The 24312-nt window shown below is 71.5% G+C and carries 17 protein-coding genes; 13 read left to right on the top strand and 4 right to left on the bottom strand.

Annotated features, from left to right (window positions below):
- The first annotated feature begins 56 nt into the window (after positions 1 to 56).
- From FHY02_RS21030 to treY, 8 genes are all read left to right on the top strand, one after another.
- Complete coding sequence (locus tag FHY02_RS21030; RefSeq protein ID WP_260173049.1) at positions 57 to 1271, top strand: MFS transporter; 1215 nt, start codon at positions 57 to 59, stop codon at positions 1269 to 1271.
- 40 nt (positions 1272 to 1311) lie between these two features.
- Positions 1312 to 2217: a LysR family transcriptional regulator gene (locus FHY02_RS21025; RefSeq protein ID WP_183926014.1), complete on the top strand. Its 906-nt coding sequence runs from the start codon at positions 1312 to 1314 to the stop codon at positions 2215 to 2217.
- Positions 2218 to 2446: 229 nt separating this feature from the next.
- On the top strand, positions 2447 to 3505 hold the full coding sequence (locus FHY02_RS21020; protein ID WP_183926012.1) for an NAD(P)-dependent alcohol dehydrogenase: 1059 nt from the start codon (positions 2447 to 2449) through the stop codon (positions 3503 to 3505).
- A gap of 239 nt (positions 3506 to 3744) precedes the next feature.
- On the top strand, positions 3745 to 4134 hold the full coding sequence (locus FHY02_RS22760; RefSeq protein ID WP_221190377.1) for a DUF2934 domain-containing protein: 390 nt from the start codon (positions 3745 to 3747) through the stop codon (positions 4132 to 4134).
- An 87-nt stretch (positions 4135 to 4221) separates the two neighbouring features.
- On the top strand, positions 4222 to 6324 hold the full coding sequence (gene glgX, locus FHY02_RS21010; protein WP_260173048.1) for a glycogen debranching protein GlgX: 2103 nt from the start codon (positions 4222 to 4224) through the stop codon (positions 6322 to 6324).
- Positions 6324 to 8009 (top strand): malto-oligosyltrehalose trehalohydrolase, encoded by a 1686-nt coding sequence (gene treZ / locus FHY02_RS21005; RefSeq protein ID WP_260173047.1) that lies wholly within the window; start codon positions 6324 to 6326, stop codon positions 8007 to 8009. Before glgX ends, treZ begins: the two co-directional genes overlap by 1 nt.
- A gap of 217 nt (positions 8010 to 8226) precedes the next feature.
- Positions 8227 to 10113, top strand: coding sequence for a 4-alpha-glucanotransferase (gene malQ / locus FHY02_RS21000; RefSeq protein WP_183926006.1), 1887 nt, complete (start codon positions 8227 to 8229; stop codon positions 10111 to 10113).
- On the top strand, positions 10110 to 12449 hold the full coding sequence (treY, locus tag FHY02_RS20995) for a malto-oligosyltrehalose synthase (RefSeq protein ID WP_183926004.1): 2340 nt from the start codon (positions 10110 to 10112) through the stop codon (positions 12447 to 12449). The genes malQ and treY overlap by 4 nt, the downstream gene beginning before the upstream one ends.
- A gap of 430 nt (positions 12450 to 12879) precedes the next feature.
- Here treY and FHY02_RS20990 read toward each other — a convergent pair whose 3' ends face one another.
- A complete protein-coding gene (locus FHY02_RS20990) occupies positions 12880 to 13401 on the bottom strand; it encodes a ferritin-like domain-containing protein (protein ID WP_183926002.1) in 522 nt (173 codons plus the stop codon).
- Positions 13402 to 13629: 228 nt separating this feature from the next.
- Between FHY02_RS20990 and FHY02_RS20985 the strand changes: the two genes are divergently transcribed.
- Both FHY02_RS20985 and FHY02_RS20980 read left to right on the top strand, forming a co-directional pair.
- Complete coding sequence (locus tag FHY02_RS20985) at positions 13630 to 14274, top strand: DUF47 domain-containing protein (protein ID WP_183926000.1); 645 nt, start codon at positions 13630 to 13632, stop codon at positions 14272 to 14274.
- A gap of 9 nt (positions 14275 to 14283) precedes the next feature.
- Positions 14284 to 15297: an inorganic phosphate transporter gene (locus FHY02_RS20980; RefSeq protein ID WP_183925997.1), complete on the top strand. Its 1014-nt coding sequence runs from the start codon at positions 14284 to 14286 to the stop codon at positions 15295 to 15297.
- Positions 15298 to 15443: 146 nt separating this feature from the next.
- On the opposite strand, the gene glpK is transcribed toward FHY02_RS20980, so the two are convergent.
- Both glpK and FHY02_RS20970 read right to left on the bottom strand, forming a co-directional pair.
- Complete coding sequence (gene glpK / locus FHY02_RS20975) at positions 15444 to 16940, bottom strand: glycerol kinase GlpK (protein WP_183925994.1); 1497 nt, start codon at positions 16938 to 16940, stop codon at positions 15444 to 15446.
- Positions 16941 to 16951: 11 nt separating this feature from the next.
- Positions 16952 to 17755, bottom strand: coding sequence for an MIP/aquaporin family protein (locus FHY02_RS20970; RefSeq protein WP_183925991.1), 804 nt, complete (start codon positions 17753 to 17755; stop codon positions 16952 to 16954).
- A gap of 110 nt (positions 17756 to 17865) precedes the next feature.
- On the opposite strand from FHY02_RS20970, the gene glpD reads away from it, so the two are divergent.
- Positions 17866 to 19410, top strand: coding sequence for a glycerol-3-phosphate dehydrogenase (gene glpD, locus FHY02_RS20965; protein ID WP_183925988.1), 1545 nt, complete (start codon positions 17866 to 17868; stop codon positions 19408 to 19410).
- Positions 19407 to 20195, top strand: coding sequence for a DeoR/GlpR family DNA-binding transcription regulator (locus FHY02_RS20960; RefSeq protein ID WP_183925985.1), 789 nt, complete (start codon positions 19407 to 19409; stop codon positions 20193 to 20195). Before glpD ends, FHY02_RS20960 begins: the two co-directional genes overlap by 4 nt.
- 164 nt (positions 20196 to 20359) lie before the next feature.
- On the opposite strand, the gene FHY02_RS20955 is transcribed toward FHY02_RS20960, so the two are convergent.
- Entirely contained in the window at positions 20360 to 20758 is a 399-nt protein-coding gene (locus FHY02_RS20955) for a hypothetical protein (protein WP_183925982.1), read from the bottom strand.
- 91 nt (positions 20759 to 20849) lie between these two features.
- Between FHY02_RS20955 and FHY02_RS20950 the strand changes: the two genes are divergently transcribed.
- On the top strand, positions 20850 to 24065 hold the full coding sequence (locus tag FHY02_RS20950) for a helicase-related protein (RefSeq protein WP_183925979.1): 3216 nt from the start codon (positions 20850 to 20852) through the stop codon (positions 24063 to 24065).
- Positions 24066 to 24312: the final 247 nt, after the last annotated feature.

Below are 24312 nucleotides of genomic sequence, written 5' to 3'. Positions count from 1 at the left end.
GGCGCCCCGCCATCGCGTTGAGGTCGAGGGTGGCGCGTCGGTCGCGGAGCCCTATCATGCGCGTGTCCATGGCCGTTCCCGCTCTTCCCCGCCCCGCGCGTCCGGCGTGGTTCCTGCTCGCTTTCGCGCTCGCCAACATGGGCGGGGTGATCGCCTATCTGCCGCTGCTCACGTTGCTGCTGCCGCTCAAGATCCACGCCATCGCGGGGGACGCGCGCATCCCGCTGCTGAGCCTCACCGCGATCCTGGGCGCACTCGCGGCGAGCGCGGCCAACATCGTGTTCGGCTGGCTCAGCGACCGCTCGGTGGCGCGCGGCGGCGGGCGGCGGCGCTGGGTCGCGGGCGGGCTGGTCACCACGGCGGCGAGCTACGCGCTGGTCGCCTCGGCCTCCACCGCGGTGACGATCGTGGCGGCGGTGGTGCTGTTCCAGGTCGCGGTCAACGCGGTGCTCGCGCCGCTGCTGCCGATCATGGCCGACGAGGTGCCCGACGCGCACAAGGGCCTTGCCGCCGGGCTGATCGCGCTCGGCAACCCGGTCGCGGCGCTGCTCTCGGCGGTGCTGGTGGCGGACGAGGGGCTCGCCGACGCGACCCGCCTCGCGGTGGTGCCGCTGCTCGCGGCGCTGGCGCTGCTGCCGCTGCTGCTGCTGCGTGGCGACGGCGGCGCGGACGGGACCGCGCCCGCGACCGCACCGCTCCTGCCACGCCGCGACCTGCTGATCGCCGCGGTCGCGCGGCTGCTGATGCAGCTCGCCACCGCGGCGCTGTCGCTCTACCTGCTGTACGTGTTCGAGAGCATCGCGCCGGGCGAGCGCCAGCTCGTGCTCGCGCGCCAGGTCGGCACGCTGCTGACGATCTGCTACGTCATCCCGCTGCCGCTCGCGCTGCTGGTCGGGCGCTGGTCCGACCGCGTCGGGCGGCGCCAGCCCTTCCTCGTCGCCGCCGGGCTGGTCGCGGTGGCCGGGCTGGGCACGATGGCGCTGGCGGCCGGCACCACCGCTGCGGCGATCGGCTTCGCGACCTATTCGGTCGGCTCGGCGGTGTTCCTCGCGCTCCACTCGGCGTTCGCGCTGCAGCTGCTGCCCGACCCGCGGCGGCGCGGGCGCGACCTCGGGCTGCTCAACCTGACCAACACGCTGCCGGCGCTGCTCGGCCCGCTGCTGACCTGGACCTTGGCGACGCCGCGCGACTTCGCGCTGCTGCTGACGGTGCTGGCGGTGCTCACCGCGCTCGGCACCGGCGCGGTGACGCTGGTGCGCGCGCGGCGCTGACGCGGTTGCCAGCACGGCGGCGAGGTCGCACATCGGCGTCATGTCCACCGCCCGCGGCGACCTGCCCGATCTCAGCTACTTCCTCGTCATCGCGCGCCACCTGAGCTTCGCGCGTGCGGCGGTGGAGCTGCGCGTCACCGCTTCGGCGCTGAGCCACTCGATGAAGGCGCTCGAGGCGCGGCTGGGCGTGCGGCTGCTCCACCGCACCAACCGCAGCGTCACGCTAACCGCCGCGGGCGAGCAGTTGCGCGACTCGATCAGCGACCCGCTGCGCGCGATCGACGGCGCGATCGAGGCGCTCAACCGGTTCCGCGACGCGCCAGCGGGGCGGATCCGGCTCAACGTGGTGGTCGACGCGGCGCGGCTTCTGCTCGCGCCGGTGCTGCCCGGCTTCGTCGAGCGCTACCCCGATATCGAGGTCGACGTGGTCGCGAGCAACCGGTTGGTCGACGTCGTCGGCGAGGGGTTCGACGCCGGGATCCGCTACGGCGGCACCGTGCCCGAGGACATGATCGCGCTGCGGCTCTCGCGCGACATCCGCTGGGTGGTGGCCGCGGCGCCGGCCTATCTCGACCGCTTCGGCACGCCGGCGCACCCGCGCGAACTGGCGCAGCATCGCTGCGTGCGGCTGCGCCAGGGCGCCGGGCGCATCTACCACTGGGAGTTCGAGCGCGGCGACGAGGAGTTGGCGATCGACGTGCCCGGCGCGCTGACGATCGACGATACCGATCTCGGCCTGACGCTGGCGCGCGGCGGCGCGGGGCTGATGTACGGGCCCGAGCCGGTCTTCGCGGGCGCGCTGGGCGAGGGTACGCTGCGGCTGGTGCTGGAGGACTGGGCCGCGGTCGGTGGCGGCTATCACCTCTATTATTCGAGCCGCCGCCAGGTGCCGACCGCGCTGCGCCTGCTCGCCGATCACATCCGGGAGAGGCGGCCGCTGGGGTGAGTAGCGTCTCGATGTAGCCGGTCCGTGCTCCTGCGCACGCAGGAGCCCAGGCTCCCGAACGCTGCGCTTGTAGCTCTGCGCTCCTGCGTGCGCAGGAGCACACGGGAAGGCACCGCTGAGCGATCCTCATCACCGCGTTGAACGCACGTCCCGCCTGCGCTGGCGCCGCCGCGGTCCTATCTGAGGCCCGCGCGTCGCCAGGCGCGCCCACTTCTGAAGGGGAACAATCATGGCCACCAAAGCCTATGGCGCGACCGCCGGCGACAAGCCGCTCGAGCCGATGGATATCACTAGGCGCGAGCTCGGGCCGCATGACGTCCAGATCGACATCGCGTACTGCGGCGTCTGCCACTCCGATCTCCACCAGGTGCGCGGCGAGTGGGGCGGCACGCTGTATCCCTGCGTGCCGGGCCACGAGATCGTCGGCCATGTCACCGCGGTCGGCGGCGAGGTGACGAAGTTCAAGGTCGGCGACACGGTCGGGGTCGGCTGCATGGTCGACAGCTGCCAGCATTGCGCCTCGTGCGACGAGGGGCTGGAGCAATATTGCACCGGCGGCGGCTTCGTCGGCACCTACAACGGCCCGACCGCGGACGCGCCCGGCCACACGCTCGGCGGCTATTCGCAGGCGATCACCGTCTCGGACAAGTTCGTGCTCAAGATCTCGCACCCCGAGGAGCAGCTCGCCGCGGTCGCGCCGCTGCTGTGCGCGGGCATCACCACCTACTCGCCGCTGCGCCACTGGGGCGTCGGGCCGGGCAAGAAGGTCGGCATCGTCGGGATCGGCGGACTCGGGCACATGGGGGTCAAGATCGCGCACGCGATGGGCGCGCACGTGATCGCCTTCACCACTTCGGAGACGAAGCGCGCGGACGCCCGGGCGCTGGGCGCCGACGAGGTGATCAACTCGCGCAACAGCGAGGAGATGGCGGCGCATGCCGGCAGCTTCGACATGATCCTCAACACCGTCGCCGCGAGCCACGATCTCGACGCCTTCACCGGCCTGCTCAAGCGCGACGGCACCCTGGTGCTGGTCGGCGTGCCCGAGCATCCGCATCCGTCGCCCAGCGTCGGCACGTTGATCTTCGGCCGCCGCGCGATCGCGGGCTCGCTGATCGGCGGCATCGCCGAGACGCAGGAGATGCTCGACTTCTGCGCCGAGAAGGGCGTCACCGCCGACATCGAGATGATCCGCATCCAGCAGATCGACGAGGCCTATGACCGCATGCAGCGCAGCGACGTGAAGTACCGCTTCGTGATCGACAACGCGACGCTCGCGGAGGGGTGAGGTGCTAAATCCTCCCCGCTCGCGGGGAGGGGGACCGCGCCCGAAGGGCGTGGTGGAGGGGGTTCTCCACGAAGCGCAGCACTAGCGGAGAGCCCCCTCCACCATGCTGCGCATGGTCCCCCCTCCCCGCCATGCGGGGAGGATCTGCCGCTCCCCCGCAACGATTTTCTCAACCCCCTTGCGACGATCCCGCGGTTCGGGAGTTACAGCCGCGGAAAACCGGGAAAAAGGGAACGGGCATGTCGGACGATCGCGAGGGACAGATCCGCGAGCGCGCTTATCGCCTCTGGCAGGACGAGGGTGAGCCGCACGGCAAGCACGACGAGCACTGGCATCGCGCGCAGCAGGAATTCCCCGGCGAGCAGCCCGCCGCCACGCCCGAGCCGCAGGACGGCAGCGACACGCCCGCCGTCACCTCCGGCGACGAGACCACCGGCGCCGAGCTGACCAAGCCGCTCGCCAACGAGCCGGCGGACTCGCCCGCCACCACCATCCCCTCAGGCAGCCCCGAGGCCGGGGGCACCGCCAGCAAGGCGCCGCGCGCGCGTGGCGCGAAGGCCGCCGACTCCAAGGTGCCGGCTGCCACCGCAGCACCCAAGCGTCCGGGACCGCGCACCAAGCGCGCCTGAGGCGCGCCGCGGCGCCCCTCCCCGGCGCGAGACACTTTCCCTCTTCGGCCGCGGCAGCGCGGCCTCTCTCCTGTCGGGAGCATGATGTTGCACGACCTGCCGGACCGGCTGTTGCCGGGATCGCCCTATCCGCTTGGCGCCACGTTCGACGGCGAAGGCGTCAATTTCGCGGTCTTCTCCGCCAACGCCGACGCGATCGAGCTCTGCGTGTTCGATCCCGCGGGCAAGCGCGAACTGCGCAAGCTGATGCTGCCCGAGTGCACCGACGAGGTGTGGCATGGCTATCTCCCCGATGTCGGGCCGGGACTGGTCTACGGCTATCGCGCGCACGGCCGCTACGCGCCCGAGGAGGGGCACCGCTTCAACCCCAACAAGCTGCTGCTCGACCCCTATGCGCGCCGCATCCAGGGGCAGATCAAATGGACTGACGCGCTCCACGGCTATCGCATCGGTCACCGCCGCGAGGACCTGTCGTTCGACAAGCGCGACAGTGCCCCCGCCATGCCCAAGGCGATGGTGGTCGACGATCACTGGGACTGGTCGCGCGACCGCCGGCCGAACACGCCCTGGTCGGAGACGGTGATCTACGAGGCCCACGTCAAAGGCCTCACCAAGCTGATGGAGCTGGTCCCCGCGCGCGAGCGCGGCACCTATGCCGCGCTGGGCCATCCCGCGGTGATCAAGCACCTCCAGCGCATCGGCGTCACGGCGATCGAGCTGCTGCCGATCCACAGCTTCACGCAGGACCGCTTCCTGCAGGAGAAGGGGCTGCGCAACTACTGGGGCTATAACTCGCTCGGCTTCTTCGCGCCCGAGCAGTCGTACATGGCCTCGGACCATCAGGACGAGTTGCGCCGCGCGGTCCACCGGCTCCACAAGGCGGGGATCGAGGTGATCCTCGACGTCGTCTACAATCACACCTGCGAGGGGTCCGAGCGCGGCCCCACCCTCTCCTGGCGCGGGCTGGACAATGCCAGCTACTATCGCCTGGTCCAGGACAACCCGCGCTACACGATCAACGACACCGGCACGGGCAACACGCTCAACATGAGCAAAGCGCGCGTGATCCAGATGGTCGCCGACTCGCTGCGCTACTGGGCGACCAGCTTCGGCATCGACGGCTTCCGCTTCGACCTCGGCCTCACGCTCGGGCGCGAGGACTATGGCTTCGACCCCGGCGCGGCCTTCTTCGACGTGCTGCGGCAGGATCCGGTGCTCGGCCGGCTCAAGCTGATCGCGGAGCCGTGGGACGTCGGCCCGGGCGGCTATCAGCTCGGCAACTTCCCGCCCGGCTTCGCCGAGTGGAACGACAAGTACCGCGACACGGTGCGGAAGTACTGGCGCGGCGATCCGTCGCAGCGCGGCGACCTCGCGGCGCGGCTGTCGGGCTCGGGCGACCTGTTCGACCGGCGCGCGCGGCGCCCCTGGGCCACGGTCAACCTGCTCTCGGCACACGACGGCTACACGCTCGCCGACACGGTGATGTACGAGGGCCGCCACAACGAGGCCAATGGCGAGGACAATCGCGACGGCCATTCCGAGAATTACTCGCGCAACTGGGGCGCCGAGGGACCGACCGACGATCCCTCGATCAACGACGCCCGCGGCCGCGTGATGCGCTCGATGCTGACCACGCTGCTCGCCTCGCTCGGCACGCCGATGCTGGTGGCGGGCGACGAGTTCGGGCGCACGCAGGGCGGCAACAACAACGCCTACTGCCAAGACAATGAGATCAGCTGGCTCGACTGGACCGCGGCGGCGAGCGAGGACGGGCAGCGCCAGATCGACTATACCGCGCGGCTCACCGAGCTGCGCCGGCGCTATCCGGTGCTGCGCGCCGCTACCTTCCTCTACGGCCAGGACTCACCGGGCGAGGGCATCAACGACGTCGAGTGGTGGAACGAGCGCGGCGAGCGCATGACCCCCGAGGACTGGGACAATCCCGAGGGCCGCGCGCTGATGATGCGCCGCGCCACGCGCACCGAGGACGGCGAGGTCGAGGCGATCTCGCTGCTGCTCAACGCCAGCGCCGACCCGATCACCTTCCAGCTGCCCGCCCCGCAGGTGCAGCGCGTGGTGCTGCTCGACAGCGCCAAGCCCGAGCAGGGCGAGATCGAGGTGGACGACCACTACGAGGTCGCGCCGCAGGGCGCGGTGCTGCTGACCTGGCGGAGCGCGTTCCCGTCATGATGGCCTGGGGCCCCGAGCCGATCGATGGCGGCGGCACGCGCTTCCGCCTGTGGGCGCCCGACGCCGCGGCGGTGACGCTCGAGCTCGCCGACGGTGCGCCGGTCGCGATGACCGCGGGCGAGGACGGCTGGTACGCCGCCGAGGCGCCGGTCGGTGCGGGCGCGCGCTACCGCTTCCGCGTCGGCGACCAGGCCGTGCCCGACCCGGCGTCGCGCCGGCAGGACGGCGGCGTGCACGGCTGGAGCGTCGTCACCGACACCCGCTTCGATTGGCAGCACCCGCAGTGGCGCGGGCGGCCGTGGCACGAGATGGTGATCGTCGAGCTCCACGCCGGCGCGCTCGGCGGCTTCGCCGGGATGACCGAGCGGCTCGCCGACATCGCGGCCAGCGGCGCCACCGCGATCGAGCTGATGCCGCTGGGCGCCTATGGCGGCGAACGCGGCTGGGGCTATGACGGCGTGCTGCCCTACGCGCTGCACGAGGCCTATGGCACGCCCGACGCGCTGCGCACGCTGGTCGACGCCGCGCACGGGCTCGGGCTGAGCGTTTTCGTCGACGTGGTGTACAACCACTTCGGCCCCGACGGGAATTATCTCGGGCTCTACGCCAAGAGCTTCTTTGATGAGGCCGTCCACACGCCCTGGGGCGGCGCGGTGAACGTCTCGGCGCCGCCAGTGGCCTGCTATTTCGTCGACAACGCGCTGATGTGGCTGCGCGACTATCGCGTCGACGGGCTGCGCTTCGACGCCGTCCACGCCATCGCCGACGACGATTTCCTCGACGCCATGGCGGCCGAGCTGCGCGCCACGCTGCCGGGCCGCCACGTCCATCTCGTGCTCGAGAACGAGCGCAACGACGCCGCGCGACTCAACGACGGCGGCTATGACGCGCAGTGGAACGACGATTTCCACAACGTCCTCCACGTGCTGCTCACCGGCGAGACGAGCGCCTATTACGGCGACTTCGCCGATCGCCCCGCCGAACGGCTGGCGCGCTGCCTCGCGGAGGGCTTCATCTACCAGGGCGACCCCTCGCCCAACCACGACGGCAAGCCGCGCGGCACGCCGAGCAAGGGCCTGCCGCCGACTCGCTTCGTCGCCTTCCTCCAGAACCACGACCAGGTCGGCAATCGCGCGATGGGTGAGCGGCTGACGCTGCTGACCGCGCCCGACAAGCTGCGCGCCGCGACCGCGCTGCTGCTGCTGTGCCCGCAGGTGCCGCTGCTGTTCATGGGCGATACGGACGGCAGCGAGACGCCGTTCCTGTTTTTCACCGACTTCCACGACGAGCTCGCCGACGCGGTGCGCGAGGGCCGGCGCAAGGAGTTCGCCAAGTTCGACGCCTTCGCCGACGAGGCGGCGCGCGAACGCATCCCCGATCCCAACGCGGCGAGCACGTTCGAGCGCTCGCGCCCCGAGCCGGGGCCGCAGGCGGCGGCGTGGCGCGCGCTCTACGCCGACCTGCTCGCGCTGCGCGCCGAGCGGATCGTGCCCGGGCTGGAGGGTACGACCTCGCTCGGCGCGCGCGCCATTGGCGCGGCGGCGGTGGAGGCGCGCTGGCGGCTCGGCGACGGCACCACGCTGGCGCTCGCGCTCGACCTCGGTGACGATCCCGCGCCGCTGCCGACACCCGAGCGCGTGCTGTGGCGCGAGGGCGAGCGCTTCGTCGCCTGGGTGGAGGCATGAGCTTGGGGGCGGCCTCCTCCGGCTCGGCGGGTGGGGCAACGCTCCCCCCTCCTCCGTCATCCCGGACTTGTTCCGGGATCCACCCCTTCGCGCACCCCGCCGCCCCTGAGTTCGCGGCACGGTGGATTCCGGACCAGGTTCGGGATGACGGCAAGGGGTGGGGTGACGTCAGGGACGACATTATCGCGCGCCTCCCTCCCCGCCGCGGCCCCCTCGCATGACCGACCTCGCCGCCCGCGCCGCCGCTGCCGGCCTCGTCCGCGACTGGGAGGACGCCGACGGCAACGCGCAGCGCGTGCCCGACGACGTGCTCGCCGCCGTCCTCGACCGACTCGACCCGACGCCGCCCGAGACCCCCTTCCTCTCCGCCGACGCGGACACCGCGATCGATCTCCCCGCCGACGCCAGCGGAGCGGTCGAGCTCCACTTCGAGGACGGCGGCCGCGCCACCCCGAAGCGCGACGCCAGAGGCCGGCTCCCCCCGCTCGACCGCCCCGGCTACCACCGCTTGCTCGTCGGCGACCGCGCGTACACGCTCGCGCTCGCACCGCGGCGCTGCCCTGAGCCGCCACCGCGCAGCTGGGGCGCCGCGGTGCAGATCCCGGCGCTCCAGTCGCGCGAGCGCCGCGCGTTCGGCGACGCGGGCGCGCTGGTCGAGGCGGCCGAGGCGTTCGGCCGCGCCGGCGCGCACGCGCTCGCGATCAGCCCGACGCACGCGCTCTTCCCCGCCGACCCGACGCGCTTCAGCCCCTATGCGCCGTCGACGCGGCTGTTCCACAACGTCCTGCTCGCCGACCCCGGCCTCATCGGCGTGCCGCTCCCCCCGGCCCCCGCGCCGCCACTCATCGAATGGGAGAGCGCGGCGCGCGAGCGGCTGCAGCAGCTGCGCGGCGCCTATGACCTCGCCGGCGAGGCGGCGCGCTCGGCCGCGCTCGCCTTCCGCCGCCAGCGCGGCGTCGCGCTCGAGGCGCACGCGCGCTTCGACGCGCTCCACGCGCGGCTCGGCGGGCGCGGCTGGCAGGACTGGCCGAGCAACTATCAGGACCCGACCTCCGAGGCGGTGATCCGCTTCGCCGCCGAGCACGCCGACGATGTCGCCTTCTACGCCTTCCTCCAGTGGCTCGCCGATCTCGGCCTCGCCACCGCGCAGCGTGCCGCGCGCGAGCGGATGCAGGTCGGGCTGATCGCCGACCTCGCGGTCGGCATGGACGGCGGCGGCAGCCACGCCTGGGGCGCGCGCGACGAGCTGCTCACCGGCCTCACCGTCGGGGCCCCGCCCGACCCGCTCGGCCCCGACGGGCAAAATTGGGGGATCACCGCGCTCGACCCGTTCGCGCTCGAGCGCACCGGCTTCCGACCCTTCGTCGAGACGCTACGCGCGACGCTGGCGCACGCCGGCGGCATCCGCGTCGACCACGCGCTCGGGCTGCAGCGCCTTTGGGTCGTCCCGGAGGGCGAGAGCGCCGGGCGCGGCGCCTATCTCACGATGCCCGGCGACCACCTCCGCCGCATCCTCGCGATCGAGGCGCAGCGCGCCGGCGCGCTGGTGATCGCGGAAGACCTCGGCACCGTCCCGCCCGGCTTCCGCGACGAGCTCGCGCGGCGCTGCATGCTCGGCATGCGCGTGCTGCCATTCGAGCGCGATGCCGACGGCGGCTTCACCGATCCCGCCGGCTGGGACGAGATGGCGGTGGCGATGACCGGCACGCACGACACCCCCACGGTGGCCGGCTGGTGGAAGGGCCGCGACATCGACTGGGCGTGGAAGCTCGGCCGCCGCTCGCGCCATGCCAGCGCGGCCGGGGACAGGGCGCACCGCGACGAGGAACGCGCCGCCTTGTGGCAGACGATGGGCGGGACCGGTGCGCCGCCCGCGCAGCCCCCGCTCGACCGCGTGCTCGCGCACGTCGCCGCCGCGCCCGCGCCGCTCGCGATCGTGCCGGTCGAGGACCTGCTCGGCGAGGAGGAACAGCCCAACCTGCCCGGCACGGTCGACGAGCACCCCAATTGGCGCCGCCGCCTACCCGCCCCCACTGAGCAGCTGCTCGCGCAACGCGACGTCGCGCGCCGCACCGACCTGCTCACCGCCGAAAGACACGGATGACCCCGCGCGCCACCTATCGCTTCCAGTTCCACAAGGACTTCACCTTCGCCGACGCGGAGGCGCTGGTCCCGTACCTCGACCAGCTCGGGGTCAGCCACGTCTATGCCTCGCCGATCACGGTGGCGACGCCGGGCTCGACGCATGGCTACGACGTCACCGACTCGACCCGGATCAACCCCGAGCTCGGCGGCGAGGAGGCGTTCCGCTCGCTCGTGGCCGCGCTGCGCGCACGCGACATGGGCGTGATCATCGACATCGTCCCCAACCACATGGGCGTCGCCGGCGGCCACAACGCCTGGTGGACCGACGTCCTCCAGCGCGGCCCCGACAGCCCGCACGCGCGCGTGTTCGACATCGACTGGCGCCAGCGGATCGTCCTGCCCGTGCTCGGCGCGCCCTTGTCGGAGGCGCTGGGCAACGGCGACATCGCGGTCGAGCGTGCCGGTGACCGCTGGGAGGTGGTGGCCTATGGCGAGCACCGCTTCCCGATCCGCGACGAGGACCAGGACGGCGCCGAGACCAGCCCGCTCGCCCCGCTGCTCGAGCGTCAGCATTACCGCCTCGCTTACTGGCGCACCGCCAACGATCAGCTCAACTGGCGGCGCTTCTTCACCATCAACGAGCTCGCCGGCGTCCGGGCCGAGGACCCCGCGGTGTTCGAGGCGACGCACGCGCTCTACTTCCGCCTCCACGACGAGGGGCTGATCGACGGTGTCCGTGTCGACCATGTCGACGGGCTCACCGACCCGATCGGCTATTGTCACCGGCTGCGCGAGCGGCTCGGCGACGATGCCTGGATCATCGTCGAGAAGATCCTCGGCGCGGGCGAGCCGCAGCCGCACGGTTGGGCGATCGACGGGACCAGCGGCTACGACTTCATGGAGCAGGTCACCGCGCTGCTCCACGATCCCGCCGGCGCGGAACCGCTCGGCGCCTTGTGGGAGGAGATCAGCGGGCGCAGCGCGACCTTCGAGCCAGAGGAGTTCCAGGCGCGCCAAGACCTGCTGTCGTGGCAGTTCGCCGGCCAGCTCGACGGTTGCGTCGCGGCGTTCAACGCGCTCGCCGCGAGCGCGCCCGGCGGCGATGGCGTCACCCCCGCCGCACTGCGCCGCGCGATCGAGCGGCTGCTATGGGTCTTCCCGGTCTATCGCACCTACGGCACTGGCGACGCCGCGCCCGCCGGAGACGAGGCTGTGCGCGCGCAGGTCCGCGCCCGCGTCGCCGAGCTGATCCCGCCGGGCGAGGCGCCGATCACCGACCTTGTCCTCGCCTGGCTCGCCGGCGACGGCCCCGGCGATGCGGCTTTGGCCGCCGAGGCGGTGCGGCGCTTCCAGCAGCTCTCCGCGCCGATCGCGGCCAAGGCGGTGGAGGACACCGCTTTCTACCGCTACGGCCGGTTGCTCTCGCGCAACGACGTCGGCTTCGACGCCGAGACCTTCGCGATGCCCCCCGCGGCTTTCCACGCGGCGATGGAGGAGCGCGCGCGGGCGGTGCCGCACGCGATGCTCACCACCGCGACGCACGACCACAAGCGCGGCGAGGACATGCGCGCGCGGCTGGCGGCGGTGAGCGCGCGGCCGGAGGCGTGGCGCGCGTTCGCGTTTCGGTGGGTGGACGAGGACGAGGCGGTCGATCCCGCCGACGCCTACATGCTGCTCCAGACCTTGGTCGGGGCGTGGCCAGACAATGGGCCGGGCGACGGCCCCGGGGGCGACTTCGCCGAGCGCGTGAAGGGCTGGCAGCAGAAGGCGTTGCGCGAGGCGAAGCTGCGCTCGTCGTGGGAAGCGCCCGACGAGGCCTACGAGGCCGCCGCGGATGCGCTGCTCGACCGCTGGCTCGCCGACGCGGCGTTCGTGGCGGCGGTGGAGGACATGCTCGCCGAGCTGCGCCCGATCGCGGAGGCGAACACGCTGGCGCAGGTGCTGCTGCGCTACACGCTGCCGGGCGTGCCCGACCTCTACCAGGGAACCGAGTTGGCCGACCTCTCGCTGGTCGATCCCGACAACCGTCGGCCGGTCGACTATGATCGGCGCGCGCGACTGCTGGACGCCGCGGCGCCGGCGAAGCTGCGGCTGATCGCCGAGCTGCTGTCGCTGCGGCGCGCGCACCCGGCGCTGTTCCGCGACGGCGACTATGCCGCGGCCGAGGTGAGCGGCGCGGGTGCCGCGCACCTGCTCGCCTTCGAGCGCCGCGGCGATGGCCGGACCCTGCGCTGCGCGGTGGCGCTGCACGGGGCGAGGGACTGGGGCGACACGCGCGTGCGCTACGACTCGGGCGAGGAGATGGCGGCGAGCGCGCTGTTCGCCGCATCGCCGGTGACGGTCGCGGTGGTGTGAGCGGGCTGAGTAGCGGGACCTAGATCCTCCCCGGCACGGGGAGGGGGACCATGCGAAGCATGGTGGAGGGGGGCTTCCGCAGGCGCTGCGCTCCGGGGAGAGCCCCCTCCACCACCGCGCTGCGCGCGGCGGTCCCCTCCCCGTGCCGGGGAGGATTGGCGCCTCGACTCACCGCTGTCCTACACTTGGGCGGCCTGTCACATACGCGCGGCTCTGTCTCATCGTCGCCGGCCGCGATCGCGCCCGGCGACGCCCGTTAACCAAGATCACCGCGCCGCCCGCGGACTCAACATTCGCGCGAACCGCGCCAGCGACTCAACATTCGCAACATTCGCGGCCGCCGCCGCCCCGACCGGCAGGGCGAAACCCCAGTTCCGCCGTCACTTGGCCGAACGCGCCGTCACCGCGCGAACATTGAGCCCCGCCCGCCTTAGTGGCTCGCCGTCTCTCCCGCGGCGCGGCGCTCGACATATTTCAGCGTCAGCTCGGCATTGTGCTCGTCGACCCAGGCGGCCATCGCCAGCTCCTCGTTGAGCGACGCGGTCAGCAGCGACACCGGCTGCTGGAAGCCGCCGGCGTCCGCCAGCGTCAGCAGCGACTTGTAGCTCGCCGCCTCGAAATTCTCGAAAGCGAAATTGGCGAAGCTGTTCTTGAGGATCTCGTCGGGCGCGAACACGTGCGCCAGCGCCGCCATATTGCCGGTGAACGACAGCGCCGCGTCCTTGAGCACCGAATGGGTCTCGCCGAAGCCGGCGAGGATCTCCTCCAGCCGCTGGATCTGCTCCTCCGTCTCGGCACGGTGCATGCGCAGCTGCGCGGCGACCTCCGGATAATTGGCGAGGTGGTCGAGCTGACGGTCGATGAGCGCGAGCGCCTGATGCTCGACTCCGTGCGCGTTCTTCAACCCGGTCACGAACACCGACTGGACCGTTTCGTTGGAATAGCTTGGCATGCGTCTCTCCTTGCTCCCCCGATCAAGCTGGTGCGGCGCGGGATGTTCCTTTAAAAACAATGGCTTTGATGCAGGTTATCGGTTTTCGGGACGAAACCGCCGATGGCGCTGCAACCCAAGTGTCACATGTCTCGGCCATGGCGCCGCTCGGTTTTGCTTGGCGCCGCGCGCAACTCGTGCTTCGGGCTATCGGGACGGGAAACACCTTCGGGTGGGGATGGGAGTTCGATGTTCGCTTGGTTCCAGCGTCTTCTGCCGAGGACGGGCAATTTCTTCGAGATGTTCGAGGCGCACGCCGTGACCGACCTGGCGGGCGCACGCGCGCTCGCCAAGCTGGTCGGCGGCGAGTGCGATGCTGCGGCGATGATCGCGGAGATCATCGCCCACGAGCACCGCGCCGACGACATCACCCGTGACGTGCTCAAGACGGTGCGCTCGACCTTTCTGACGCCGTTCGACCGCGGCGCGATCGCAACGCTGATCGGCGCGCTCGACGATACGGTCGACGAGATGCAGGCAGCCGCCGCCGCGATCGACCTCTACCAGGTGCGCGAGTTCGCCCCCGAGATGCGCGAGATGGCCGCCGCCGCGGTGGAGGCGGCCGAGCTCGCCGTCGCGGCGATGCCGCTGCTGCGCGACGTCAGCCGCAACGGGCAGAAGCTGCACGACTTCACCGAGCAATTGATCCGCATCGAGGGCCGCGCCGACGAGATGCACGCCGCCGGGCTCAAGCGCTCGCTCGGCGAGTTCGGCCGCACCGATACCTTGCGTTTCGTGGTGGAGCGCGAGCTGTACAAGCATCTCGAGCGCGTGCTCGACGCCTTCGAGGACGTCGCCGACGAGATCGATGGCATCGTCATCGACCACGCCTGAGCCGCGGCCATGCACGAGCTCGCCTTTCCGCTGCTGGTCGGCCTCATCCTGGTCGCGCTGGCGTTCGATTATCTGAACGGGCTGCACGACGCCGCCAACTCGATCGCCACCGTGGTGGCGACACGGCTGCTGTCACCGGTGCAGGCGGTGGTGTTCGCCGCCTTCTTCAACTTCGCCGCCTATTTCCTGACGCTGGCGGTGCCGAGCCTCCACGCCGTGGCCGAGACGATCGGCAAGGGGCTGATCGCGCAGGAGGTGGTGACCCCCGCCGTGATCTTCGGCGCGCTCGGCGGGGCGATGACGTGGAACGTCATCACCTGGCTCAAGGGCATCCCCTCGTCGAGCAGCCACGCGCTGGTGGGCGGCCTGATCGGTGCGGGCGTGGCGCATGCCGGGCTGTCAGGCGTGAAATGGGCCGGGCTCAATAAGACGCTGATCGCGATCGTGCTCTCGCCGACGATCGGGATGTTCCTGGCGATGCTGGTGATGCTGCTGTCGAGCTGGGCGCTGCGGCGCCGCACCGCCAACCAGGCGGAGCGTTCGTTCCGTGTCCTGCACCTGATGTCGTCCGCCGCCTACTCGCTCAGCCACGGTCTCAACGATGCGCAGAAGACAATGGGGATCATCACCGTCCTGCTCTACTCGACCGGCTACCTGACCGGGCCGTTCGAGGTGCCGCACTGGGTCGCGATCAGCTGCTATGTCGCGATCGGGCTCGGCACGATGACCGGCGGCTGGCGGATCATCGAGACGATGGGCTCGCGGATCACGCGGCTGTCGCAGCACCAGGGGTTCAGCGCCTCGCTGGCGGGGTCGATCGTGCTGTTCGGCGCGTCGACGCTCGGCATTCCGGTGTCGACGACGCATACGATCACCGGATCGATCATCGGCGCGGGCGTAGCGCGGCGCGCCACAGCGGTGCGCTGGGGCGTGGCCAAGAACGTGGTGGTGGCGTGGGTGATCACCATCCCTGCCTCGGCCGCCGTGGGCGCGCTGGTCTACTCCCTGACCTTGCTGTTCTGAACCGCTCGACAGGTCGCTACGCCATGTGCTTCGAGGCGGCGCTTCGACGAGCTCAGCGCCTTCTCAGCATGAACGGTGCCTCCGTCGTCATCCGGTCGCGCTGAGGAGAGGCTGAGCCTGTCGAAGCCTCGTCTCGAAGTGCCCCCTCACCCCGTGGTCAGCGTCTTCGCCACGGCGACCTTCCACCCCGCCACCAGCCGCTCGCGGTCGGCCGCGGCCATGCGCGGCTCGAAACAGTCGCGCCGCGCCCAGGTGGCGCGCACCGCGTCAAGGTCGGCCCACACTCCCGTCGCCAGGCCGGCGAGAAAGGCGGCGCCCAGCGCGGTGGTCTCGAGATGCACCGGCCGTTCCACCGCCACCTCGAGCAGGTCGGCGAGGAACTGACACAGCCAGTCGTTCGCCGCCATGCCGCCGTCGACCCGGATCGTGGCGGGCGCGGCGCCGCCGTCGGCGATCATCGCCGCGGTGAGATCCATCGTCTGATAGCCCACCGCCTCCAGCGCGGCGCGCGCGAGGTGGGCCTGGGTGGCGCCGAGCGTCAGCCCGAAGATCGCCCCGCGAGCGTCCGGGTCCCAGTGCGGCGCGCCGAGACCGACGAACGCCGGGACCATGTAGACGCCGTGGCTGTCGGGCACCTGAGTCGCCATGTCGTTGGTCTCGCGCGCGTGGGTGATGACGCCGATGCCGTCGCGCAGCCATTTCACCGCCGCGCCCGCGACGAAGATCGAGCCCTCCAGCGCGTAGGTCATCGCGCCCTCGAGCCGATAGGCCGGCGTGGTCAGCAGCCGGTGCTCCGACTCGATCGCCTCGGCGCCGGTGTTCAGCAGCAGGAAGCAGCCGGTGCCATAGGTCGACTTGGCCATGCCGATATCGAAACAGGCCTGGCCGATCAGCGCGGCCTGCTGGTCGCCGGCGATGCCTGCTATCGGGATCGCCTCGTCGAACAGTCCTTCGGCGGTGTGGCCGAAGACGCGGCTGTTGTCGTGCACCTCCGGCAGCAGCGTCATCGGCACGTCGAAGAGCCGGCACAATTCCTCGTCCCAGCGCTGCGCGCGGATGTCGTAGAGCAGGGTGCGGCCAGCGTTGGTGACGTCGGTGGCGTGGACCTGCCCGCCGGTCAACCGCCACAGCAGGAAGCTGTCGATCGTGCCGAACGCCAGCTCGCCGCGCTCCGCCCGCTCCCGCGCGCCCGTGACGTGATCGAGGATCCAGGCGAGCTTGGTGGCGGAGAAATAGGGGTCGATCAGCAGGCCGGTCTTGGCGCGCACCGCCGGCTCATGCCCGGCCGACTTGAGCTCGGCGCAGAGCCTGGCGGTGCGGCGGTCCTGCCAGACGATCGCGCGGTGGATCGGCTCGCCGGTCGCGCGATCCCACACCACCACCGTCTCGCGCTGGTTGGTGATGCCGATCGCGGCCACGCCCGCCGCGCCGACACCGCTCTGCGCCATCGCGTCGCGTGCGACCTGGAGCGTGTCGCGCCAGATGTCCTCGGGATCGTGCTCCACCCAGCCGCCCTCGGGATAATGCTGCGCGAACTCGGTCTGAGCGGTCGCGACCGGGCGCGCGTCGCGGTCGAAGACGATCGCACGGGTGGAGGTGGTGCCCTGGTCGATCGCCAGCACGTGGTTCTTCGTATCGGCCATGATCCCTCTCCTCAGCGCCGCCGCGGCAGATACGGCTTGACCAGGAATTGATAGAGCCCCGCACCGACGACGCCACCCACCAGTGGCCCCGCGATTGGCACCCACCAATAATGGTCGGGCCCGGGGAAGGCGGACTCGCCCCAACCCAGCAGCCAGCAGAACAGCCGTGGCCCGACGTCGCGCGCGGGATTGATCGGCCAGCCTTCGAGGAAGCCCGCCGAGGCGCCGATACACGCCACCAGCAGGCCGATGATCAGCGCGCTGGCATTGGCCATCGGCGCGGAGGTGTTGAACTCGTCGGTGATGGCGAAGATGCCGAGCAGCAGGATCGCGGTGAGCACCACCTCGTCCCAGAAGGCGTGGACCGCCGTGATGTGCAATCCCGGCGCGGTGAAGAACACGCCCGCCGCCCCGCCCTGCGCGCGGGTGAGCGCGTGGCTCGCATTATAGGCGTCGATCACCGGGCCGAAGAGCTGGTAGACCAGCGCCGCGCCGATCATCGCGCCAACCACCTGCGCCACCACGTACGGCAGCACCTTGCGGCGCGGGAAGTCGCGGAACAGCGTCAGCGCCAGCGTCACCGCCGGGTTGGCGTGCGTGCCCGAGACCGCGCCGGTGACGTAGATCGCGATCGTTACCGCGAGACCCCAGGCGATGCACACGCCCCAGTAAGCCGTGGCATAGGGGCTGGGGTCGTACAGCGTGATCATCGCCGCCGCCGAGTCGCCGAGCGTGATGATGATCGCCACCGCGAGCATCTCCGAGATCAGCTCGCCGCGCAGCGTGCTGGCCACCGGCGCCGCATCCTCCGCCATGTCCCTCTCCCCGCGGCCCTGGTGACCGTTGCCGACTTTTGTCCGCCGGGTTCGAACGAACGTCAACATCTTCGTTTGAAGTCTCGGATGCCGCGGCTCATATTCGCGCCATGGCGAGCGGGAACGAGACACGCGACGGTTTCGACACCGACATCTTGGTGGTCGGCGGCGGCATCAACGGCGCCGGGATCGCGCGCGACGCCGCCGGGCGCGGGCTTCGCGTGACGCTCGTCGAGCAGGACGATCTCGCCGCGCACACCTCCTCGGCCTCGACCAAGCTGATCCACGGTGGGCTGCGCTACCTCGAATATGGCGAGGTGCGGCTGGTGCGCGAGGCGCTGATCGAGCGCGAGCGGCTGTGGGCGATGGCGCCGCACATCATCTGGCCGCTGCGCTTCGTGCTGCCGCAGACGAACTCGCCGCGCCCGGCCTGGATGGTGCGCGCGGGGCTGTTCCTCTACGATCATCTCGGCGGGCGCGAGCGCCTGCCCGCGACCGAGACGATCCGCCTCGCGAACGATCCGCGCGGCGACGGGCTGCGCCAGCGCGGCCGCGCCTTCGTCTATTCCGACTGCTGGGTCGAGGACAGCCGATTGGTCGTGCTCAACGCGCGCGACGCCGCCGACCGCGGCGCCACCGTCCTCACGCGCACCCGCCTGGTCGACGCCGCGCGCGCGGGCGGCGGCTGGCGCGCGACGCTATTGGGCGTAAGCGCGGACGCCGGCGGCGAGCGCACTCTCACCGCGCGCGCCCTTGTCAACGCCGCCGGGCCGTGGGTCGCCGACATCTTGTCGCGCGTGCCGCACGCGCGCGACGACCGAGGGGTTCGGCTGGTCAAGGGCAGCCATATCGTCGTGCCGCGGCTCTACGCGGGCGACCACGCCTTCATGCTGCAGAACCCCGACCGCCGCATCGTTTTCGCCATCCCCTATGAGGGCGCGTTCACCCTGGTAGGCACCACCGACGAAGCATGGGAGGGCGCGCCCGGCCGTGCCGCGATCGCGCCGCACGAGACCGACTATCTGCTCGAGACGATCGCGCGCTACTTCGAGGCCCCCGTCACGCGCGAGCAGATCGTGTGGAGCTACGCCGGCATCCGGCCGCTGTACGACGACAAGGCCGCCAGCGCTTCGGCGGTGACGCGCGACTATGTGCTCGACCTCGATCGCGGCCCCGCCGGCGCCAACGAGAACGCGCCGATGCTGAGCATCTTCGGCGGCAAGATCACGACCTATCGCAAGCTCGCCGAGCACGCGATGGCGGAGCTGGCCGAGACCTTCCCCGAGGCCGGCAGCGCCTGGACCGCGGGTGCGACGCTGCCGGGCGGCGACTTCCCGGCAGAAGGATTCGAGCCACTCCTCGACTCGCTGACGCGCGACTATCCCGCGCTCGACCGCGCGCTGCTGCGCCGGCTGGCGCGCGCTTACGGCACGAAGGCACACGTGTTGCTCGGGACGGTGCGTTCCGCCGCCGACCTAGGCGAGGAGTTCGGCGCTGGTCTGACCGCGCGCGAGCTCGATTATCTAATCGCGGACGAGTGGGCACGCACCGCCGAGGATGTGCTCTTCCGCCGCAGCAAGCTCGGGCTCCACGTCCCGCCGGGCACCGCCGATCGGGTCGACGCCTATCTCGCGCGCGCCCTGGCGCCGGCGTGAGCGGGGACGCGCCCGACGGCGGCGACCCCGCCGCCGAGCGCCACCGCCGCATCCTCGCGCTGGTGCGCGGCGCCGGGCGCGTGACGGTCGAGGACCTAGCCGCGCGTTTCGAGGTCACCCCGCAAACGATCCGGCGCGACCTCAACGTGCTGGCACGGCGCGCGCTGTTGTCGCGGGTGCATGGCGGGGCAATCGTGACCTCCGGGGTCGACAATCTCGCTTATGCCAAACGCCGCGGCGTCGCGACCGGCGCCAAGGCGGCGATCGGCGCCGCCGCCGCCGCGTTGATCCCGAACGGCGCGTCGCTCTTCATCAATATCGGCACCACCACCGAGGCGGTCGCGGGGCAGCTGGTGGCGCACCGCGACCTGCTGGTGATCTCGAACAACCTCAACGTCATCGATCTGCTGGACGGGCATGACGGGATCGAGCTGGTAGTGGTCGGCGGTCAGGTGCGCCGCGGCGACCGCGCGGTGGTGGGGGCGCTGGCGATGCGCTTCATCGAGAGCTTCAAGGTCGACGTCGCGCTGATCGGCGCCTCCGCGATCGACTCGGATGGCAGCCTGCTCGACTTCGCCGCCGACGAGGTGCAGGTCACCCAGACGATCGCGCGCAACGCGCGTCAGGTGATCCTGGTGGTCGACGGGTCCAAGGTGGGGCGCGCGGCGCCGGTGCGGGTCGGGCGGCTCGACATGGTGGACTATCTGGTCACCGACCAGCCACTTCCGGAAGAGCTGCTGCGCGCCTGCCACGAGCATCGCGTGCAGGTGATCGAGGCGGGGTGAGTCACGTTGCCGCGATTTTCCAATGCCTCGGCGTCATCCTGAACTCGTTTCAGGATCCACTGCGCCGCGAACATGTCGGCCGCTGGTACGCGGCGCGGTGGATCCTGAGACGAGCTCAGGATGACCCTAGTTGGTAGGATGACGCTAATCGGTAAGTTAACCCCTCACCGCCGCGCCGGACCCTTCACATAGGGCACGAAATCACCGAGCCGCAGGATCGGCCGCGGCACGCGCGAGAAGCGGTCGACGACCCGGATCTGGTCGTTGCGGCACAATTGGCCGCCGAAGCGCTCGGTGACCAGCACGTCGTCCCATCGCATCGTGTCGAGCCGGCCGATCGGCACGTTCACCCAGATGCGGCGGCCGTTGCCGTAGACGATCGCCTTGCCCGAGATGATCCGCTGCGAGTCGTTGGTGGTCGGGGTGATGCAGCGCACCGCGGGCTCGGCAGTGCGGCCCTTGAGCAGCTCGGCCAGCTCCGCGTCCGGGGTCTTGCGCTTCGCCGACGCTGGTGCCGCCGCGAGCAGCGCCACCATCGCCATCGCCACGCTCGCTCTCAGCATCGTACCACCTCGCGCCGCCTATCGTCCGCAGAGCAAGGGAACGCCGCCCCCGCAGGCTCGTTCCGCCCCCTAACTTCAGGGGTTTAGCCGAATGACCGAGACAGAGGCGGCAGCGCTCCCCGCGCTGACCGACCCATTGCCGACGCCGCAGCTGGGCGTCGCCGAGAGCGCCGCCGCGCTGGCCGAGCTACTCGGCGAACGCGACCTGTTCGTCGCCACCGTGGACGAGGCGCGCGGTCTCTCCCTGGCGCATGCGCTCGCCGCCGCGATGCCGGATGCCTGCGTCATCTTCTGCCCCGGCAGCGACGCCCTGCCGGGCGAGAAGGCCGCCGCCTCCCCCGCCAACGTCGGCCAGCGTGTCTCAGCGTTGCGTCGGCTGCGGCTGTTGACCAAGAACAAGAAGGGCGAGCGACCGCGCCTTGCCTGCATCACTACCGGCGAGGCGCTGGCGCGCGCCTATCCCTCCCCCGCGGCGTTCGAGGCCGAGCCGCCGACGGTGAAGCGCGGGACGGCACTCGATCTCGCGGCGCTCTACGACGGGCTGATAGCGATCGGCTATGTCGCCGACGAGCGCGTCGACGAGCCTGGCGAGGTGGCGCTGCGCGGCCAGGTGCTCGACGTCTTCCCCGCCGACGCGCCGCAGCCGCTTCGGGTCGAGGTGGCGGAGGGCAAGGTCGTCGGCCTGCGCAGCTACGACCCGGCGGACCAGCGCACGACCGAGGAGCTGGACGAGCGCGAGCTCGGGCGCGTGTCGGAGCCGGAGGTAACCGCGTCTTCCGCAGAGAAGTCCGGCACAACCACCACCCTGCTCGATCATCTCCCCGACGCGCTGGTCGTGATCGGTCCTGCGGCGGAGGAGCGGCGGCGCCGCTTCCTCGCGCTCGCCGCCGACACCGCCAAGAGATCGCCGCATCGTACGCTCGCCGACGTGGTCGACGAAGCGGCCTGGACAAAGGCACTCGCCGCACGCGACCAGGCCAGCGTCGATCGGGCTGGTGACCCGCCGCCGCGCTTCGTCGAGCACAAGGCGCCGCTGCGCGCCTTTGCCAAGCTCGCGCGCGCCGCACGTGAGGAGGGCGACCGGGTGGCGCTGCTCGGCAGCGAGCGCGACCTGCGCTTCCTGCGCCGTCGCGTCGCCAAGGCGCTCAAGGACGAGATCGCCCCGGTCAACTCCTTGGCCGAGGTCGCCAAGGCGAAGAAAGGCGCGCTCGTGGCACTCGCGCTGCCGGCGGACCGCGGTTTCCGGCGCGACGGCGTGGTCGCGGTCGCCGCCGCTGACCTGCTCGGCAGCCGCGCCGAGCGCGAGAGCCTCGCCACCGCCCCCGCCGACCTCGTCTTGTTCGAGACCGGCGAGATCCGCGTCGGCGACGTCGTTGTCCACGAGGAGCATGGCATCGGCGTCGTGCTCGGGCTCGAGAGCCTGCCCGGCGAGGACGACGGCGACGCGATCAAGCTGGGCTATGCCGACGACGGCGTGCGGCTCGTGCCGGTCGCCGAGGCCGATCGCATCTGGCGCTACGGCGCCGACGCGGACGCAGTGACGCTCGACCGGCTCGACGGGTCGAGCTGGCAGAAGCGCCGCGGCGAGATCGACGCGACCATCGCCGAGAGCGCGCGCCAGCTCACCGAGGTGGCGCGCGAGCGCGAGGCGCGCGAGGCGCCGGTGCTCGAGCCTGACGCCGCCGCCTACGAGCGCTTCGCCGCCGGCTTCGCCTTCACCGAGACCGCCGACCAGGCGCGTGCGATCGAGGCGGTGCGCCACGATCTCGCCTCGGGCCGGCCGATGGACCGGCTCGTCATCGGCGACGTCGGCTACGGCAAGACCGAGGTGGCGCTGCGCGCCGTCGCGATCGCCGCGCTCGCGGGCAAGCAGGTCGCGGTCGCCGCGCCCACCACGGTGCTCGCGCGCCAGCATCTGGAGAGTTTCGCGCGCCGGTTCGAGCCGCTCGGGATCGAAGTGGCGGGCCTGTCGCGGCTGAGCAGCGCGGCGGAGAAGAAACGCGTCAAGGCCGGGCTCGCCGACGGCTCGATCCGGGTCGTGATCGGCACCGGCGCGGTCGCGGGCAAGGGCGTCGACTATCACGACCTCGCGCTGGTGGTGATCGACGAGGAGCAGCGCTTCGGCACCGCCGACAAGGAGAAGCTGCGCTCGCTCTCCGCCGGCCACGTGCTGACGCTGAGCGCGACGCCGATCCCGCGCACGCTGCAGAGTGCGCTGGTTGGGCTGCAGCAGCTCTCGATCATCGCCACCCCGCCCGCGCGGCGCCAGCCGATCCGCACCGCGGTGGGCGACTTCGAACCGGAGACGCTGCGTGCGGCGCTGCTGCGCGAGCGCGCGCGCGGTGGACAGAGCTTCGTGGTGGTGCCGCGGATCGAGGACATGGCGGGGATCGCCGACAAGCTGGCGCGGCTCGTCCCCGAGCTGTCGCTGGTGCAGGCGCACGGCAAGATGCCCGCGGCCGAGATCGACGAGGCGATGGTGCGCTTCGCCGGCGGCGACGGCGACGTGCTGCTCGCCACCAACATCATCGAGGCGGGGCTGGACGTGCCGCGTGCCAACACGATGGTGATCTGGCGCGCCGACCGCTTCGGTCTGTCGCAGCTCCACCAGCTGCGCGGGCGCGTCGGGCGCGGGACGCGGCGAGGGCATGTGCTGCTCGTCACCGATCCCGAGCACGAGATCGCGCCCCGCACCCTCAAGCGGCTGCGCACGCTGGAGGCGTTCGACCGGCTCGGCGCCGGCTTCGCGATCAGCGCGCGTGACCTCGACATGCGCGGCGCGGGCGACCTGCTCGGCGACACCCAGGCGGGGCATATGAAGCTGATCGGGATCGACCTCTACCAGCAGCTGCTCGAGGGCGCGCTGCGCCGCGCGCGCGGCGAGGAGGTGGAGCGCTGGACGCCCGAGCTGCAACTGGAGGTGGGTGGCCGGCTGCCCGAGAGCTGGATCCGCGACGAGGAGATCCGCGTGACGATTTACGCGCGGCTGGCGCGGATCGACGAGGGCGAGGCGCTCGACGCGCTGGAGGAAGAGCTGGAGGACCGCTTCGGCGCGCTACCAGAGGAAGCGCGGACTCTGCTGGCGGTGGCGCGGCTGCGGGTCGACGCGCGCGCGGCGGGGATCGCGGCCGTGGTCGCGGGCCCGGCGGCGATCGCGCTGACGCCGCGGCCGGGCGTGGAGGTGGACGCCGCCGCGCATGGGCTGGAGGCGAAGGAGCGCCGGCTGCTGCTGCGCGAGCGGATCGACTCGCCGCATGAACGGCTGGACCGCGCCGGCGCGCTGCTGCGCGAGCTGGCGGGGGAGTGAGGGGGCGCTTTACGCCCACTCCCGCCTCGCGCGTGAGATCCATCCCGGCGCGACCGTGCTCCGGCGAACGCCGGAGCCCAGGGCCGCAGGAGCGACGCTCGTGGCTCTGGGCTCCTGCGTCCTTAGGAGCACGCCGCTGATCCATCAAAGATGGATCAGACCCTAAGCAGCACACCTTTCGCGCTGAGGAGAGGCTGAGCCTGTCGAAGCCTCGTCTCGAAGCGCCGCCACCCCAGAAGCGACGCTG

Source organism: Sphingomonas sp. BK069 (assembly GCF_014193405.1).
GTDB lineage: Bacteria > Pseudomonadota > Alphaproteobacteria > Sphingomonadales > Sphingomonadaceae > Sphingomonas.
The sequence above is the reverse complement of the archived record's forward strand: the minus strand, read 5'-3'. Positions and strand labels throughout refer to the sequence as shown.